At 68.1% G+C, this 16,797-nt stretch carries 18 protein-coding genes; 4 read left to right on the top strand and 14 right to left on the bottom strand.

Annotation, left to right across the window (positions count from 1 at the left end; translation table 11 throughout):
* Nucleotides 1-6: 6 nt before the first annotated feature.
* The 3 genes from ACQPYS_RS15910 to ACQPYS_RS15900 are packed head-to-tail and all read right to left on the bottom strand — an operon-like array spanning nt 7 to nt 2,614.
* The gene (locus ACQPYS_RS15910) at nt 7-633 is read right to left on the bottom strand and encodes a maleylpyruvate isomerase family mycothiol-dependent enzyme (protein ID WP_063034706.1); all 627 of its coding nucleotides are present in this window, start codon (nt 631-633) and stop codon (nt 7-9) included.
* Nucleotides 630-1,460, bottom strand: coding sequence for a fumarylacetoacetate hydrolase family protein (locus ACQPYS_RS15905; protein ID WP_063034705.1), 831 nt, complete (start codon nt 1,458-1,460; stop codon nt 630-632). Before ACQPYS_RS15905 ends, ACQPYS_RS15910 begins: the two co-directional genes overlap by 4 nt.
* Nucleotides 1,457-2,614, bottom strand: a complete 1,158-nt coding sequence (locus tag ACQPYS_RS15900; protein WP_063034704.1) for a cupin domain-containing protein — start codon at nt 2,612-2,614, stop codon at nt 1,457-1,459. Before ACQPYS_RS15900 ends, ACQPYS_RS15905 begins: the two co-directional genes overlap by 4 nt.
* 81 nt (nt 2,615-2,695) lie before the next feature.
* Here ACQPYS_RS15900 and ACQPYS_RS15895 point away from each other — a divergent pair, with 81 nt between their 5' ends.
* Both ACQPYS_RS15895 and ACQPYS_RS15890 read left to right on the top strand, forming a co-directional pair.
* On the top strand, nt 2,696-3,184 hold the full coding sequence (locus tag ACQPYS_RS15895; RefSeq protein ID WP_433490000.1) for an IclR family transcriptional regulator: 489 nt from the start codon (nt 2,696-2,698) through the stop codon (nt 3,182-3,184).
* 56 nt (nt 3,185-3,240) lie between these two features.
* Nucleotides 3,241-3,453 carry an IclR family transcriptional regulator domain-containing protein gene (locus ACQPYS_RS15890; protein ID WP_433489999.1) on the top strand — a complete coding sequence of 71 codons (213 nt, stop codon included), beginning with the start codon at nt 3,241-3,243 and terminating at the stop codon, nt 3,451-3,453.
* Between the two features lie 139 nt (nt 3,454-3,592).
* On the opposite strand, the gene ACQPYS_RS15885 is transcribed toward ACQPYS_RS15890, so the two are convergent.
* On the bottom strand, nt 3,593-4,207 hold the full coding sequence (locus ACQPYS_RS15885) for a TetR/AcrR family transcriptional regulator (protein WP_063034703.1): 615 nt from the start codon (nt 4,205-4,207) through the stop codon (nt 3,593-3,595).
* A gap of 105 nt (nt 4,208-4,312) precedes the next feature.
* Here ACQPYS_RS15885 and ACQPYS_RS15880 point away from each other — a divergent pair, with 105 nt between their 5' ends.
* A complete protein-coding gene (locus ACQPYS_RS15880) occupies nt 4,313-5,059 on the top strand; it encodes an SDR family NAD(P)-dependent oxidoreductase (RefSeq protein ID WP_431937966.1) in 747 nt (248 codons plus the stop codon).
* Between the two features lie 55 nt (nt 5,060-5,114).
* Here ACQPYS_RS15880 and ACQPYS_RS15875 read toward each other — a convergent pair whose 3' ends face one another.
* Nucleotides 5,115-6,488, bottom strand: a complete 1,374-nt coding sequence (locus ACQPYS_RS15875; RefSeq protein ID WP_433489998.1) for an alpha/beta hydrolase-fold protein — start codon at nt 6,486-6,488, stop codon at nt 5,115-5,117.
* A gap of 508 nt (nt 6,489-6,996) precedes the next feature.
* Here ACQPYS_RS15875 and ACQPYS_RS15870 point away from each other — a divergent pair.
* Nucleotides 6,997-7,302: a PepSY domain-containing protein gene (locus ACQPYS_RS15870; RefSeq protein ID WP_431937968.1), complete on the top strand. Its 306-nt coding sequence runs from the start codon at nt 6,997-6,999 to the stop codon at nt 7,300-7,302.
* Between the two features lie 178 nt (nt 7,303-7,480).
* On the opposite strand, the gene ACQPYS_RS15865 is transcribed toward ACQPYS_RS15870, so the two are convergent.
* From ACQPYS_RS15865 to ACQPYS_RS15825, 9 genes are all read right to left on the bottom strand, one after another.
* The gene (locus tag ACQPYS_RS15865; RefSeq protein ID WP_433489997.1) at nt 7,481-8,302 is read right to left on the bottom strand and encodes a Mut7-C RNAse domain-containing protein; all 822 of its coding nucleotides are present in this window, start codon (nt 8,300-8,302) and stop codon (nt 7,481-7,483) included.
* 335 nt (nt 8,303-8,637) lie between these two features.
* Nucleotides 8,638-9,621 carry an alpha/beta hydrolase gene (locus ACQPYS_RS15860; RefSeq protein WP_063034698.1) on the bottom strand — a complete coding sequence of 328 codons (984 nt, stop codon included), beginning with the start codon at nt 9,619-9,621 and terminating at the stop codon, nt 8,638-8,640.
* Between the two features lie 154 nt (nt 9,622-9,775).
* Entirely contained in the window at nt 9,776-10,624 is an 849-nt protein-coding gene (locus ACQPYS_RS15855) for an SDR family NAD(P)-dependent oxidoreductase (protein WP_431937970.1), read from the bottom strand.
* On the bottom strand, nt 10,599-12,224 hold the full coding sequence (locus ACQPYS_RS15850; protein ID WP_433489996.1) for a class I adenylate-forming enzyme family protein: 1,626 nt from the start codon (nt 12,222-12,224) through the stop codon (nt 10,599-10,601). The genes ACQPYS_RS15855 and ACQPYS_RS15850 overlap by 26 nt, the downstream gene beginning before the upstream one ends.
* Nucleotides 12,224-12,925, bottom strand: a complete 702-nt coding sequence (locus tag ACQPYS_RS15845) for an ATP-binding cassette domain-containing protein (RefSeq protein ID WP_433489995.1) — start codon at nt 12,923-12,925, stop codon at nt 12,224-12,226. Before ACQPYS_RS15845 ends, ACQPYS_RS15850 begins: the two co-directional genes overlap by 1 nt.
* Nucleotides 12,922-13,707, bottom strand: coding sequence for an ABC transporter ATP-binding protein (locus ACQPYS_RS15840; protein ID WP_433493059.1), 786 nt, complete (start codon nt 13,705-13,707; stop codon nt 12,922-12,924). The genes ACQPYS_RS15845 and ACQPYS_RS15840 overlap by 4 nt, the downstream gene beginning before the upstream one ends.
* Before the next feature lie 5 nt (nt 13,708-13,712).
* Nucleotides 13,713-14,705, bottom strand: a complete 993-nt coding sequence (locus tag ACQPYS_RS15835; protein WP_433489994.1) for a branched-chain amino acid ABC transporter permease — start codon at nt 14,703-14,705, stop codon at nt 13,713-13,715.
* Nucleotides 14,705-15,580, bottom strand: coding sequence for a branched-chain amino acid ABC transporter permease (locus ACQPYS_RS15830; RefSeq protein WP_063034693.1), 876 nt, complete (start codon nt 15,578-15,580; stop codon nt 14,705-14,707). The genes ACQPYS_RS15835 and ACQPYS_RS15830 overlap by 1 nt, the downstream gene beginning before the upstream one ends.
* The gene (locus ACQPYS_RS15825; protein WP_063034692.1) at nt 15,577-16,779 is read right to left on the bottom strand and encodes an ABC transporter substrate-binding protein; all 1,203 of its coding nucleotides are present in this window, start codon (nt 16,777-16,779) and stop codon (nt 15,577-15,579) included. The genes ACQPYS_RS15830 and ACQPYS_RS15825 overlap by 4 nt, the downstream gene beginning before the upstream one ends.
* Between the last annotated feature and the right edge of the window lie 18 nt (nt 16,780-16,797).

Genomic DNA, 16,797 nt, shown 5'->3' with positions numbered 1-16,797 from the left:
CCTCCTCTACAACCAGGGGCCGAGGTCGGGGACGCCGGCGAGGGAATGGGAACGACCGGCGAGGTAGGCGGTGACCTCGGGGAGCGGGCCGTCGGGGATTTCGTCGAGTCCGCGCTTGCCCCGGATATCGGTGACGAGCGCGGACAGGAACGCGTCGGGCAGGTCGGCGAAGGTGGTGCCCGTGCCGAGATCGACGGCGTGGATACACACCTCGCGCGCCCGCAGCCACGGGATCTCCGTGGCCGGGACGGCCCGCCCTTGCGCGGTGACGACCTCGTTGTGCCAATCGTCCCCGGGCAGCGCCTCCATCGCGACGGATAGTTTGCGCACCGCCTCGTTCAACCAGGTGATCAGCTCGTCCGCGGCCAGCGCGGCGCCCGACTCGATATCGGCATTGCGCTGGTCGGGCGAGGAATACATCGGCGTGCGGTCGCCGGTGCGGGCCCAGTACACCAGATTCCCGAGCGCCTCGGCATTGGCCGCGACATGCGCCACCAGATGTTTACGCGTCCACCCGGGCAGGCTGCTCGGCGCCGACATCGACTCGTCGTCGAGCAGGGCGGCCTGCGTGACGAACAGGCCGGTCCCGTGCTCGGCCCACTTCAGCGAGTCGGCGTGTGTCCGCCCGGTCACGAGGCCTTCACGACCTTGTTCGTGCAGGCCCCCAGCCCGGCGATCCGGGTCACCACGGTTTCCCCGCCGGCCAGATAGACCTTCGGGTCCCGGGCGTGGCCGACCCCGGCCGGGGTGCCGGTGGCGATCAGATCGCCGGGGTTCAGCCGGATCACCGTCGATACGTACTGCACCAGGCGCACCGGGTCGAACAGCAGCGTCCCGGTGTCGTCGTGCTGCATGACCTGCCCGTCGACCAGCGTCTCCACCTCGAGCGCCGGCCGCACTCCGCCGACCTCGTCCGGGGTGACGACATAGGGGCCGACCGGGGTGGAGGAATCCCAGATCTTGCCCTGCGTCCATTCGATCGTGCGGAACTGCCAGTCCCGCACCGACACATCATTCATCACGGTGAACCCCGCGATGGCGTCCGCGGCTTCGGCCTCGGTGGCCCGCCGCACCGGCTTGCCCACGACCACCACCAGCTCGACCTCCCAGTCCAGCGCGTCGGTCTCGGCCGGTTTCACGATCGGATCGTGGGGCCCGATGAGGCTGTCGGCGAACTTCGGGAAAAGCGTGGGGTAGCTGGGAAGTTCGCGCCCCATCTCCTTGATGTGGTTGGTGTAGTTGTGCCCGACGCAGATCACCTTCGACGGGTTCGGCACCACCGCCGCGAAATCCGCGCCGGCCACCGGCCAGGTCCGCCCGGTGGCCTCGGCCGCGATCGTGGCCCAGTCGTCCCGGGCGAACAGCGCGCCGAGGTCGTCGTAGCCCAGGTCGACGAGCGTGTCACCGTCGAGGCGCACCGCGCGGGTGCCGCCGTCGACGCGCAGGGTGGCGAGTTTCATCGGGTGATCTCCTGACGGTCGAGCCGGAGCGCCTCGAAAACGGGCGCGTCCGAGAAACGGAAAAGGTCCAGGGCGCCGGAATCGGAGTCGGTGCCACCGGCTTCCGATCTGGCGGAGAAGGGTTCCCACGAAGGGACGACGAACAGGTCACCGCGGGTAACCGACCAGCTCTTGTCTCCGACGGTCACCGTGCCGGACCCGTCGAACACTTGATAGACCGACGACCCTGTCTCCCGGACCGGCGCAGTCTCCGCGCCCCGGGTGATCCGGTGGAATTCCGCCCGTATGGTCGGCAGCACATCGGTGCCGTCGTGCGGATTCGAGAACCGCACGGCCGCGTGTCCGGGTTCGATGGTGCCGCCGTACCCTTCCTTTTCCAGCAGCAGCTGATCATGCAACGCGGCATCCGTGTGCTCCCACTTGTAGGCCAGCAGTGGCGATCCCGGCGCCACCGCACCCACCGACAGCGGCCGCAGCCCCGGATGCCCCCACAGCCGCTCCGACCGCGACCGCTCCGGCGTAATCCGCTCCGCGTCGCCGATCTCCGCGCGCCCGAATTCGAAGAATTGCGATTCCACGACGTACTGGAACGGAATGTCCAGTCCGTCGATCCAGGCCATCGGCTCCGAGGTCGCGTTGTGGTGCGCATGCCAGTTCCACCCGGCCTGGGGCAGGAAATCCCCGCGTCGCATCGGCACCGCGTCACCGTCGGCGGTGTTCCCGGTGCCACCCACCACGGTCCACACTCCCGACCCCTCCACCACGAACCGGAAGGCATTCTGGGTGTGCCGGTGCTCCGGGGCATCCTCGCCGGGCATCAGATACTGGATCGCGGCCCACAAGGTCGGCGTCGCGAACGGCCGCCCACCGAGCGCCGGATTCGCCAGTGCGATCGCCCGCCGCTCACCCCCGCGACCGACCGGCACGATATCGCCCGCCCGCGCCGCCAGCCGCAGCAGATTCTCCCACCGCCACAGATGCGGCACCGCCCGCGACCGCGGATGCGCCGGCATCAGATCGCCGATCTCGGTCCACAGCGGAACCAGCAGCTCCTGTTCGAAGCCGCGGTACAGCTCCTCGAGGGCGGGGGTGACGTCCGGCTGGTCCGGCGCCGCGACCGCCCGCAGCCGGACGGGGGTGTCAGTCGTGCTCATATCGCCTACAGTGGCCCGTGTCGATTCAGCAGAACAGATAATTCTGTAGAGCAGAACGGACAGACGGGCAACACGGAACCGATGACACCACCGGCATACGTCGTGACCAGTGCGGACCACGCGCTGCGGGCAGCGGTCATGCTGCAGCTGGAGGGCGGGTTGACCGTCAGCCAGGTCGCCGAACGGCTCGGGGTGGCGCGGGCTACCGCGCATCGGTTGCTGCAGACGTTGGTGTACCGGGATTTCGCGGTACAGGACGAGCAGCGGGTCTACCACCCGGGCCCGGTCCTCGAGCTGGCCACGCACTCGCAGTCCCGGACATCGCGGCTCCGGGCGGCTGCGCTATCTCATCTGCAACGACTGGTCGATCTGGTGGGGGAGTCGGCGAACCTGACGATCCGGGCCGGGGATACGGCGCGGTTCATAGCCAGTGTCGAGTGCCGGCAGGCGCTGCGGGTGGGTTCGCGGGAGGGGATGGTGTTCCCCACCCATCGCACGACCGCCGGTCTGGTACTGCTGGCGGAGCTCGGCGCAGCCGAATTGGACGAACTCTACGACGAGGCGCGCTAGCGGAACGTCCTGATGAACGGCCGGATCTGCCGAGTCTGCGCACCCAGCTCTCCACAGTGCGCCGGGCGGGGTTCGCGCTGAACGACGGGCTGTCGGAACGCGGAGTGGTCGCGGTCGGGGTTCCGGTGCGGGACGCGGACGGGACCGCGCTGGCGGGTCTGTCGGTGTCCATGCCTTCGGTCCGCTATCGCCCGAATCGGTTACCGACTCTGGTCGCCACCCTGCACCGCGTCGCCGGAGGAATCGAAGCGAGCCGCGGCGACTTATGAGAGCATCCCGAATTCGGAGGCAACGTGACACACGGGCATGTATTGCCCGGTGGTCGCCGCACAACGCGGATGGCCGGGTCGGCAACCGGGCGCGGACAGCGCGGTGCCCGAGTATCGGACAGGCGATGCGAACGGACCGTCAGCACCTGTCGATTCGGTCGCTGGAGTGGTCCGGCAGGAGTTGAGCCGCGAGTGATCGTGCCGTGGCCGTGAGTGTGGCCCTGTCCAGCCCGGTCCTGCCCATGAACACGATTCCCTGTTGCGCGGCCAGGAGGGCTCGCGCCAGGGCGATCGGATCCGCTCCGGCCGGCAGGTCCCCCTCGCGTTGGGCGCGGGCGACGCAGTCACCGATCAGCGCGGTGGAGGTCTCGTAGGTGCGGTGGGCGTGGACGAGGACCTCCGGATCGGCGTTGCCGAGTTCGCAGGTGCTGTTGGCCATCAGGCAGCCACGCCGCGTATCGGTGCCGGTCGGGTCGTCGATCGGTGCTTCGAGGAGCAGGCGTAGCGCCTCCACGGCCCGTGGGGCCTCGGCGAGGGCTTTCCGAAGGTGGCCATGGTTGTCGTCGGTGTAGCTCTGCAATGCCCGGAGGAAGAGCTGACGCTTGTCGCCGAATGCCGCATAGAGGCTGCCCTTGCCCAGTCCGCTGACCCGCATCAGGTCTTCCAGCGAGGTCGCGGCGTAACCGGCGTCCCAGAACTGCTCCCGGACGGCCTTCAGCACCTGCTTCTCGTCGAACGCTCGCGGACGTGCCATGCGAACCAGGATACGGGTTCTTGACTGCCTGGTCCATAAAGGGCATATTGTGGACCGTACAGTCAAAAACTTCGTCGCACGGCGCGCTCGAGGAAGTGGGAGCACATGGGAAAGCTGGACAACAAGGTGGCGATCGTGACCGGCGGATCGCGGGGAACGGGGGCGGCGTCGGCGCTGGCGCTGGCCGACGAAGGAGCCGATATCGCGATCAGCTACTCGTCCTCGGCGGATCAGGCCGAGGCCGTTGTCGCCGAGCTGGAGGCGAAGGGCGTCCGCGCGGAGGCCTTCCGTGCCGACCAGTCGGACGCGGCACAGGCGGCGGGCCTGATCCACAGTGTGGTTCAGCGGTTCGGGAAGCTGGACATTCTGATCAACAACGCGGGCGTCACCGTCGGCGGCCCGATTGATGGCGAGTATGTCGACGAGTCCGCCTTGGATCGCCAACTCGCCATCAATTACACCAGTGTGGTGGCCGCGATCCGGGCGGCATTCCCGCTGCTGCCCGAGGGCGGGCGGATCGTGAGTATCAGCTCGGGGGTGGGAACGCGGGTGGGCTTTCCCGGGATGACCGACTACGCGGGTACCAAGTCGGCCCTGGAGGGCTACAGCCGCGGCGCGGCCCGCGATCTGGCCCACCGGGGCATCACGGTCAACGTCATCCAGCCGGGGTTCATCGACACCGAGATGAACCCCGCCGACGGCCCGGCCGCACCCATGTTTCTTCCGACAACGGCGATGGGGCGGTACGGCAGGCCGGAGGAGATCGCCGCAGGCGTGGTCTTCCTCGCCAGCCCGCAGGCCTCCTATGTCACCGGTGCTGTGCTGAGGATCGACGGCGGATACGGCGCGTAGCGCGACCCCGCAGCCGGATCCGGATCGGTGCGGTTCCCTCGAGTGACACGGTTGTTCACGCAGCCCCCGGCAGCGCACTCGAGGACGAGACGGTTGCCGCGGGGCGCAGCCGGGCGAGGATGCCGTCGAGGTCGATGGTGAACATCTCCGGCCGGAAGACGTGACCGCCGGACGCCTCGTACCATTCGTGCGGGATCCCGGCGTCGCGCAGGCGGGCGCGGAACTCCCGCTGGCCGGCCAGTACCTGGGTCTCGTTGACGCTGTCGAACCAGTCGATCGGGTCCGGACTGGTGCCGGCGACGAGGAAGATCCGCTTGTTCCGGTAGCTGTCGATCCGCTCGATGGGGTTGTCGGCGCTGACCCTGGCCTGGTTCCAGAACGGCGCGCCGTAGACCGTGCCGCCGCCCAGTTCCACAGCGGCCGAGGACAGGTTCGCCCAGTGGACGACCAGGCCGAAATCGCGACGTAGACTGGCCGGGCCGGAATGGCTGCTGACCGAGGCGAAGTGGCCGTAGTACTTGGCCGTGTACTTCAGCGCACCGAAGCCGCCCATCGAGAACCCGGCGACCGCGCGGCCGTCGTATTCGGCATAGGTCCGGAAATTCGCGTCGATCCAGGGGAGCAGTTGGGCGATGTGGAAGGTCTCCCAGTTGCGCGGGCCGACGAACGAGCCGACCGGGTTGGAGTACCAGCCCGCGCGCCCGCCGTCGGGCATCACGACGATGATCGGCTTACCGGCGGTCAGGTCGCGAATACCCAGGAAGTCGAACTGGCGGAAGTCCTCGCCGCCGCCATGGAAGAGGTAGAGAACAGGGTAGGTGCGTCCACTGGTCAGGTAGTCGTCGGGGAGCAGGACGTTGACCCCTGGGTTCCAGCCGATCGCACTGGTCTGGAACCGGTAGTACCACATACGAGGGTCGCTCTCGTTGCGGTCCACGATCGTGAGTCCGAATCCGTCGCTGCGCCCGGCGAATATCACCAGTACTTCTCCGGCGCCGATGGCGTCGGGGTCGGCGAGGTCGTTGACGGCGGTGATCAACGGGGCGAAGGAGGGGTCGCCGTAGAAGCGCAACGCCAAGTCCGGCACCGTGTCCCCCGCGCGAACCTTGTATCTCGTGATCTCGGGAATGATCAGTTCTTGCCCGACGTCGAGGGTGTCGGGGTCGGTGATCGCGCCGGCGGTGGTGATCAGTCGGTGTAGACCCGCATCGCCGTAGAACCGGAATGCCAGGTCCGGCAATGTATCTCCGGCGACGGCCTCGTACCTGGTGAAAGCGGGGATGATCAACTGTTGCCCGATATCGAGGATGTCGGGGTCGGTGATCGCGCCGGCGGTGGCGATCAGTCGGTGTAGACCCGCGTCACCATAGAAGCGCAATGCCAAGTCCGGCAACGTTTCCCCCCCGACGACCATATGTGTTCTTACCATTCGAATCACCCCTTCGATAGCATATTGCTCTAGTGTCCAACGCTGCGAATTCGTTGTCCAGTACTTCAGATAACTCTCTGTACAGCGGAAATGGTTGTCCGACGGCATGGTTCGGCGGCAAGTCCGGCGGCGATCCGATTGCCATCGCAGGTGACTGCAAGCGCTCCTGGAATCGGGATCGCGCACGTTGTCCTCACGACTCCGAAGGAAGGCCGTCATGGCAGCGATGCCGCCTCGGCTCTGTGACAGGTTTTGGCACCTGAACGGAGCCGGGCGTTCGTCTACGCGATGCCCCGCCGCTCTCGCGGGTTCGGCCACCGGCCGGGGGAACCCGCGGGGTGCTCCTACTTCCTCTGGGCGCCGATTGCACGCCGCGATGCGGAAGGCGTGTAGACCGTCCCGGAGTGGGTAGTTCTGCATGCGCAATACGTCCTACCAGCGTAAACAGCGCAATATGCGGTAACCGCGGAATCGCGGATCCGGCTACCGATATATCGAGGAGGACTCGTTGATGTACACGATCGGTCACCACAGCGGCGGGGTACGTCGTTTGTGGGCAGGCTCAGCCCTCGCGGCGATCATCGTCTGGGGTGGTTCCGCCGCGGCAACCGCGCAGCCGGTGCCCCAAGACCAGCAGTCGCTGGAAGCGGCACGGCAGGCACTGATGGGGGCGACGGTCGAGTCCGTCGAGGTCGACCTGTCCGGCGGTGCCCCCGAGTTGGAGGTCGACCTCCGGACCCGTGACGGCGCCGGCTACGAGGTGACGGTCGATATGAGCACGGCCACGGTGCTGTCGGTCGAACCGGACGACTGAGCCGGGGCCCGGCGTGGGGTGGTCGGCGGATGACTCCGGCGGTGCCGCCGAAACGCCGCGCCGGGCCGAACGGAAGGCGGAATCGACAACCGGGAAACGGGTCCGGTGCGAGTGCCCGGGCGATGCCGATGCGCATCGGTCGGGCGCCGAGCCGTTCGAAGGCCGGGGAAGTCGTCGGTCACCGAGTGCCCGCAACGCGGGCGGCCTCAGGTGGAGAGGGCCGCCGGATCTTGGACATGATGCGGGCGACGAGTTCTTCGAGACGGTCCTGGTGGGTGCCCGCCCAGTACACACGTGCGCAGCCGGTGCATCGGCGGAAGGTGTCGTGCCCGCGGCGGGTGAGAGGAGGAAGCAGGTCGATCACGTCGGCCTTCGCCACGTCCGCCAGGTGTGCGCCGCAGCGGAGGCAGCGGGTGAGCGGGTCCAGCCGGTTGGACAGGTCGAGGCGGTCGATCACCTCCACTACCTGGTCGATCGGAAGGTCGGCGCGCACGAAGAGGCCGTGGGTCACGATGCGGCGGGCGAGCAGGCCGCGGTCCCTGGTGAGCAGGATGCGACGGTCGTCCAGGGCGATCTCGGCGAGTTGCGCGTCCTGGGCGTCGAAGTCGCAGCGGACATCGAAGCCCATCAGTCGTAGCAGCCGAGCGGCGCCCCCGAGATTGACATCGACGAGCAGGCGCGGTTCACGCAGCGGGCGCGGGCGCACCCGGGTCAGCGCGCCGATGTCGAGGCTCTCGAATACCGGGTAGACGGCGAGCCGGTCGCCCGGGCCGGGGTGGTGTCCGAAATCGACGGATTCCCCGTTCACCAGCAGCAGGTCGATTTCGGTGTGTGGGATACCGGCCGCCTCGACGATGTCCTTCACGGTTTGATGGGGCCGTACGGGCCGCTGCAACACCGAGAACCGGGAACGCGGGGGTAGGAAATCGTTCAGCTCGGCGTAGACGCGGAGTTCGATATCGGCCGATTCGTCCGCGGTGTCGGCGGCATGGATGTGCATGATCGAACTCCATGGTCGTACCTACTGCACCAGACCCCTGCGTGACCCCGCAGTCTACCCGCGGCAACCATTGCGGATCCGTGCTGCACCCGCACCGTAACGGCCGCGTAGGCACTCGACGCGCCAGAGCGGGGAGCGGAATCCGTACCTGCTTTCGTCGGGCCGCCGGATGTCCTGGAGTTCGATGTCGGCAGCACCGGGAGAACGTAACCGGTTCAGTGGCCGAGTGGCTGCGCCGCCCGGTCCGGTCCGGGTGCGAAGTCGGCCCCCCGGCCCGGACCCGCGGCCGTCCGCAGTGAAGATACGACCGGTTCCGGACGTCTGGTCGGCTACCGTCAATGGGCCCCGAGTACATCCAAAATCATCGGGCGGGCGGTGGCGAGTGCCCGGCCCCAGTAGGGCCAGGTGTGGGTGCCGTCGACGATGTCGATACGGGCCGGGATGCCCAGCGCCGCCACCCTGTCGCGGAAGATCTGCGTGCCCACCGCGGCTATCGCCTCCAGTCCCATGGCGTTCACCGTGTTGCCGACCCCGTACGGCACATCGGGAGCCCCGGGGCCGCCGTTGCCGGCCGAGACGTACATCGGCAGGCCGCGCAGGAGTTCGGCCTGCACGGTGGGATCGTTGCGGCTCCAGGCGGGGTCGCCGACCGGGCCCCACATATCGTCCACATTGAATCGGCCCTCGTCCCACATCGCGGCGCGGACCGCTTCGTTCCACATGGGGAAGGTCGGATTCAGGAATCCGGAGAACGATCCGGCGAACCGGAACTGGTCGCGGTGGTACGCGGCCAATGTCAGAGCGGCGCCGCCGCCCATGGAGGCGCCGACGATGGCCTTGTTCGTCCGCGACACCCCGTATCCGGCGAGGAAGTCGGGCAATTCACGGGTGAGGAAGGTTTCCCACTTGTAGGTTTCCGTCTGGCCGTTGGTCCCGCTGGGCCGGTACCAGTCGGTGTAGAAACTGGAACGGCCGCCGACCGGGAACACCACGGTGACATTGTCGCCCGCGAACTGTCGCAGGGCGTCGGTATCACTGGTCCACTGACTGTGATCGGCCGGCGCGCGGAGGCCGTCGAGCACGTAGAGCGCCGCACTACCACCGCGCGCCGCCCACTGCACCTGGACCTTGATCGGTCCCATACCGGACGGCACGAGAAGTTCTTGATAGCCGCCCGCCGGGGCCCGCAGCACCGGGGTGCCGATCGGGGCCGCGCTGACCACTGCCCCGCCCACGCAGGTGGTCAGGACCATCGACGCAACGACCGCAGCGACTCTGCGCAGCCGCTTCCGCACCACCCACCGACTCTGCGTTCGCACCCGCTACTCCTCATTGGTCTCGGATACCGGTCGGGTGAGGACGCTACCGAAGCGATCCGGATTCGCTCGCGCGCCGCACAGAGCATCTCCTAAAATTTTTCCGTTCTCGCGAGAACAACGACCTTCCGGAGCCTTCGCTTCGTGGCGCCGCAGGTCACGGCATCCGGGCAGTGCCCCCCAACCCCACGTCGAGTACCGTTCCGGTCACATAGCGCCCGCTCTCGCCGACAAGATGGCCGACCGCGGCGGCGATCGCTTCCGGCGGGCACCACGGGATCCGCATGGGGCTCATCCGCGCGTAGCGCTCTTCGACGTCGTCGCGGGAGGGGCGGTCGAGATCGGGGGCGAACAGCGAGTACAGGGCCGGATTGTGGAGCATCGGGGTGTCCACATTGGTGGGGCATACGATATTCGCGGTGATCCCACTTTCCGCGTATTCGAGGGCGACGGATTTGACGAGCCCGATCACCCCCCATTTCGACGCCGAATAGTGGGCGAGGTTCGGGGTGCCCTGCCGGCCGCTCATCGAGGAGATGGCGACGATCCGGCCCCAGCCGGTGGTCATATGGGGGAGTACCGCCCGGAGACAGTGGAAGGTGCCGGTCAGGTTGGTGGCGAGCATATCGGCCCACATGGTGTCGGAGAGTTCGGTGACCGGCGCGAAGCCGACGATGCCCGCGGAGGTGACCAGTATGTCGATACTGCCGGTCTGTGCGGCAACAGTCCGGGCGAACGCTGTGACGGCGGCGGAATCGCGGACGTCGAGCAGGCCGGTGTGGCAGACGCCGCCGTCCGCGTCGATCAGCCGCGCCGTTTCGGTCAGATCGTGCTCGGTGGCCAGCGGGTAGGGGGCGGTATCGCTGGGCGCGCAGAGGTCCGCGAGCCATACGGTGGCACCCCGCCGGGCCAGTGCCCGCGCGATCGCGCGGCCTTGTCCTCGCGCGGCGCCGGTGACGATCGCAGTGCGTCTGCCGAGATCACCGGCGGTTGGGTCGTCCGTCATAGTCGTCATCTCCTACATTCGTCCCGACCAACTGCTCGACCTGTGCTTTGGCGATCTTGCCGCCGGGCGCCAACGGCATGCTCTCCAGCACGCGCAGCCGTTCCGGCAGGTACTCCCGAGTGATGCCCTGGGCGCGCAGCCAGGTGTTGAGGTCCGCGAGCGACAGCCGATCGGTCCCCGGAGTCAGTGTCACCGCCGCGCACAGCCGCTCGCCGAACAGCGGATCGGGGACGCCGACCGCGGCGACCATTTCCACCGCGGGATGTTCACGGATGAAATCCTCCACTTCCAGCGCGGAGATGTTCTTGCCGCCGCGGATGATCAGGTCCGCCAGCCGGCCCACCACGCGCAGCCGGTCGGAGTCGTCGACTTCGACGATATCGCCGAGCCGGATCCAGCCGTCGTCGGTGAAGAGTTCGGCGTTGGCGGCGTCGTCGTTCCAGTAACCGGGGGACATGAGGGGCCCGCGGACCGCCGGTTGCCCGCGCCGGACGCCCGGACCCGCGGTGCCGTCGTCGAGGATGCGGACGTTCATCGCCTCGATGAGCCGGCCACCGGTGCCGAGCCGGGTCTCGTCGTCGTCCTGGACGGTGGTCGCGCTCGCCGCGCCGGTTTCGTTGGAGCCGTAGAACTGGAGGACCAGCGCGCCGGTGGCTTCCTCGAAACGCCGGGCCTCGGCGTGGGGCACGGCCTCACCGCCGGTGAACATGACTCGCAGCGTCTCGGCCCGGGCCACCGCTCGGTCCGGGGTCTGCAGCATCATCCGGAACTGGGTGCTCACACAGGCCAGGATCGTGGCACGGTACTCGGCCATCAGATCGATGGCGACCGCCGCGTCGAAGCGGTGCATCACCAACGCCGGGCGGCCCAGGAGAGCGGGCAGGAAATGTGAGGTCCACAGCCCGAAACCGAACGGCGCGGGTACGAACGCGGCTACGACCTCCCGGGCGTCCATCTCCGCGTTCCGGCAGGCGATCGCGGCGAACGCACTCCATCGTCGCTGGGTCTGCATGACGAGTTTCGGCCGGCCCGTGGTGCCGGACGTGCTGTTGAGCAGGCATACATCGTCTACCGAGAACTCCCGGACCGGTGCCGGGTGGCCCGCGCGCCCCACGGCGCTGTCGGTGATGACTCGCGGCCCGTCGACGATCACCAGGTGCGCCGGGGCCGCGTTGCGCGACCGCAGTTCTGCCACCAGGTCCGATACCGGGACACCCCGGTTCTCGCGGACGGTGACCAGCACGGTCGACCCCGAAGCCGACATCAGATGCGCGACTTCCGCCGGGCCGGACCGGGCGCCGACGGCGACCGCGCGAACACCCGCGCGGTAGGCGCCGACGAGCGTGCCGTGGAACTCCACGGTGTCGGGCAGATACACCGCGACCGCAGGAATCTCGCCGAGCGAGAGCAGCGCCGCGCAGACCCGATCGGCGAGGCGGTCGTAATCGGCCCAGGTGGTGGTTCCGGCAGGGCTGATGTAGGCGGGTTCATCCGCGCGGGTGCGGGCCCAATGGCGGACCAGGTCGCTCACCGAGTGGTCGGTGTATGCCTCCGGATCCGCTGTGAATCCGGGGAGATCGGCCAAGGACACGTGTTCCATCACAGAGCTTCCTCGAGCATTCCCAGGGCGGCTCGGTAGGCGGTGTCGAGTTCGTCGGTGTCGTCCTGTGGTGTGGAAAGGGAGCCCCGGATCATGACGTACCCGCGGTCGACGATCCCGGCCACCCGGTACAGCGCCGGTTCGGCCACGAGCACGGTGATTCCCGAATCCGCGAGGCCACGTACGTGTTCGAGCAGTTCTCCGGCGAGCTTGGGGGAGAGCCCGGTGGTCATCTCGTCGAGCAGCAGCGCGCGCGGCCGCACCAGCAGGGCCCGGGCGAGCAGCAGCATCTGTTGCTCCCCGCCGGAGAGGACACCGGCGAGCTGTTTCGACCGCGTCCGCAGAATCGGGAACCGTTCGAATGCCGTATCGAGTACGTCGTTGCGGGCGCCCAGCAGCCGCGCCCCGATCTCCAGGTTCTCCCGAACCGTCAGACGCGGGAACAGCTGCCGCCCCTGCGGGACGAACGCGATCCCGGCGCGCAGCCTCTTCTGAGCGGACGCGCCACTGAGGTCGTTGTCGTCGACTAGGACGGTTCCGGTCGCCGGTGTACTGCCGAATAGCGCGGACAGCAGGCTCGACTTACCGGCGCCGTTCGGCCCGACGACCGCCGTGACCTCCCCGGACCGCGCCTCGAGTGCCGTCTCCCGGACCGCGACGGCCTTTCCGTAGCGGACGCCGACTCCGCGGGCGGTGATCATCGGGCCTCCTGAGTGGTACCGAAGTACACGGAACGCATCTCGGCGCTGCGCATACAGTCCTGCGGGCTGCCGGTGAACGCCACGGCACCGTCGGCCAGCAGTACCACCGAGTCGGCGAGTTCGGCGATCAGGTCGACGTTGTGATCCACCAGCACCACCGAATGTCCCGCGTCACGCACCTGCCGGACAGCGCGGGAGATCGCCGCGATCCCGTCGGTATCGGATCCGGCGAATGGTTCGTCGAGCAGCAGCACCCTGGGTCGCGCGGCCATTGCGCGGGCGATTTCGACGAGCCGTTGGGAGCCCAGGCCGAGGCTGCCGGTGGGGACGCGGTCGGTGGTGACGGCGTATTCCGCGGCCACGGCGGCCGCGGTGTCGAGTACCGAGCGGGGCGTGCCCGCGAGCCCGCGCAGGAACGCCCGCACAGATGCTCCGTAGGAACCGAGGGACCGGCCGACGATACCGGGCACGATGTTCTCGATCGGGGTGAGTTCCAGGGCCAGCTGTGGATGCTGGAATGTCCGGGCGAGTCCGGCACGCGCACGTGCCGTGGGCCCGGCGGGCAGGGCATAGCCATCCACGTGCACTGTTCCCGCGTCGGCGGATTGAGTGCCCACGATGCAGTCGACCAAAGTGGTCTTTCCGGCGCCGTTGGGGCCGACCAGGCCGAGTACCCGGCCGGCGGGCAGGTCGAAACCCACCTGGTCCACAGCGGTGACGCCACCGTAGTGCTTGGTCACACCTCGCACCGACAGCAGGGCCCCGGGGTCCGCGGATACCATCGCTGTCACCTCCTGTCCTGATTTCGGGGCGGTACGAGCCGTTCGAAGGCCCGCTGGGTCCAGCCGATGACGCCGCCGGGTGCGAGCAGGAGGATGACCAGCACGACCACCGCCAGCAGCAGCTCACCCGACCCCTGGTAGCCGGGCATGTTCAGGCTGACACCGACGACGATCAGCGCCCCGAGCGGAGCGCCCCAGGCCGAACCGCGGCCACCGATGATCGGCATGAAGATGGCGAGGAAAACCAGGTCCAGGCCGAAGGTTTCGGGGGTCACCGCCTGCACCGACGCGGTGAACAGGGCGCCTCCGGTGGAGGCGATCGCCGCGCCGGAGGCCAGCGCCACCACGGTCAGGTGGGTGGGGGAGATCCCGGTGGACCGCACCGCGGGCGCGTTCTCGCGCGCGGCGGACAAGGCCAGACCCCAGGCCGAGCGGCGCAGGCGGTCGATGAACACCGCCACCACGCAGACGAACGCGATCGCGGCCACCACCTGGGCATAACGCGGGGGTTCCCAGCCGAACAGCGAGGGCACCGGAATACCGGAGATACCCGACGCCCCGCCGGTGATCGTGGTGGCGTCACCCAGCCAATGCTCGAATGCGATGGCGAAGAGCAAGGTCACGGCGGCGAGGTAGAACCCCGACAGCTTTCTGGTGGCGACCGCGAGTACTAGGGCGACCACGGCGGCGATCACCGTGCCCACGAGCCAGCCCCACCACGGCGACCACCCCTGTTTCACCGAGAGATAGGCCACCGCGTAGGCGCCGATGGCCGCATAGGCGCTGTATGCCATGGACAACGAGCCGGCCAGCACGAAGGGCAGATACATGCCCAGCGCCACCAGCGCATAGGTGGCGGCAAGGAAGACGAGGTCCTGCCGATACAGGCTCGGTCCCATCCACAGCAGCACCACGGCGAGGACGGCGAGACAGACGCCGAGCTCCCCGAGGACCGTCCGCGCTGCGGGTTTGGTGGTCGCGATCGCGGAAACGGCCATCACACACGCACCTTTCGTTGGAACAGGCCTTCGGGCCGGAACGCGAAGAACACGAGGGCGACGAGGAAGATGGCGATCGAACTGCCGGTGGCGCCGAAATAGAAACTGCCGAAAACTTGGATCCAGCCCAGCGCCAGCCCACCGACCAACGGTGCCCACGGTTTCCCGGTGCCGCCGACGACCAGTGCGAGGAAACCCGTGAGTGTCCAGGACAATCCACTGGTGAACTGGGCACCCGACTTCGCCGCGAAGACCACGCCCGCGATGCCGGCGATCGCGCCGGAGAGGCCGAACGCCCACAACCGGACCCGGGTGACGTTCACGCCGATCGTTCGGGCCGCTTCGTGATTGTCACCCACCGCGCGCAGCAACTGCCCGGTGGTCGTGCTGCGTAACCAGAGGACTGTGGCCGGCAGGACCATTACGGTGACCAGGATGATGGTCGCCGTCGTGCCCTGGACCGAGACCGTTCCCAGGTGGAAATCCGGCAGCGGCAACAGGTTCGGGACCGAGACCGGGGTCCGGCCGAAGAGCGTGCCCGCCAGTTGCTGAATGGCGAACAACGTCGCGGTCACCGCGACCAGAGCCGGAAGTTCGGCGCCGCCGGACCGGCGTTGCACCGGCCGGACCACTACGATCTCGGTCAGCAGCGATACCCCCACGGCCGCCACGACGCCCAGTACCGCGCCGGCGACGATCGGCACACCCCACTGGGCGGACGCGTATCCGGCCAGCAGGCCCGCGGCCATCGCGTACGGTCCCGCGGCGAAGTTGAAGAACGAGGCGCCCACCACGACCAGGTAGATCGACAACGCGACGAGCGCGAAGAAACAACCGATCTCGGCGCCGGCCAGCCACAATTGTGGATCGCTCATCGATCGGATCCCTTCGGTGTGCACTCCGGCTGGTACTCGGTCCAAGGACCGGCCGGGGTGTTGTCGGCACCGAATTCGATGAGCACCAGCCCGCAGGCCGAATCCGGAGCGATATGGTCGTCCGGCGCGAATGACAGGGTCAGCGGCGCCTGGCCGAAACTCGCCGGAACGTCACGGACCTGCTGCAGAGCCTGGTTGAGGCGCAGCCGATCGGTATGGGTTCCGGCGAGTTCGATCGCCCGCGCGAGCAGCATCACCGAGTCGTAGGCCTGCGCGTCGTACGCGGTGAGCGAATAATTCGGCCCTTTGATCGTGCGCAGCCAGTTCTGTAGTTCGGTGGTCCGCGGATTGTCGTCGCTCAGGCTGCCCATATAGACCAGTCCGTCGAGGGAACCGGGCGCGGCGAGCTTCCACGACTGCGGCTGGTTTCCGATCGACGCCAGCGAGAACCGTTGCAGCCCGGGCGCCAGGCGGTGCACCGTGTTCTGCGCGAGTAGTTCGAAGTTTCCGCCGACACTCGCGACGAGTACGACATCGGGATCGCCGTCGAGGAGCCGGCTCACCCCGGCGGTGAGATCGGCCGCGTCCACGGCCGCCTTCTGGGTGCCGACGATATCGATGCACCCACGTAGCTTCGGGTAGAGCGTGGCGAGGATGCCCGCGATCGCCGGGCTCGAATCGGCGAGCACACCGAGCCGCTTCCTGCCTTGCGCGGCGAAGGCACCGCAGTAGACATCGGCATACTGGGCCAGCGGATTCGGGACCATATAGGCGAAGTCATTACCGGGGGGACCGGCGACCGCGTCGGTCAGTGCGGTGGGCGCGATGGTGACGACCTCGGTAGATTGCGAGATCTGTTTGGCCTGGAGGGCCGATCCGCTCCCGGTCGCCAGGATGACGGCGGACGCGCCCTGGTCGACCAGTTTGCGAATGATGGACGGGGTGTTGGTCGGACTGCTCTCGTCGTTCTCCACCACCAGCCGGACCTCTTTGCCGCCGATCCCGCCCTCGGCATTGAGCCGATCCACCGTCGCGCGGACGGTGTCACCGGCGATCGTCGAATAGGACGCGCCCGGCCCGGTCGAATCCTCGTCCATGCCGATGACGATGTAGTCGTCCACCGGTTCACGGACCTGAGCACATCCCACCGGCAGCAGAGCCGCGGCCAGCACCCAGGAGAGAATCCGGGTACGTCTCATGAGACCACCACCAATCAA

The organism is Nocardia grenadensis (assembly GCF_050942415.1).
Taxonomy (GTDB): domain Bacteria; phylum Actinomycetota; class Actinomycetes; order Mycobacteriales; family Mycobacteriaceae; genus Nocardia; species Nocardia grenadensis.
The sequence above is the reverse complement of the archived record's forward strand: the minus strand, read 5'-3'. Positions and strand labels throughout refer to the sequence as shown.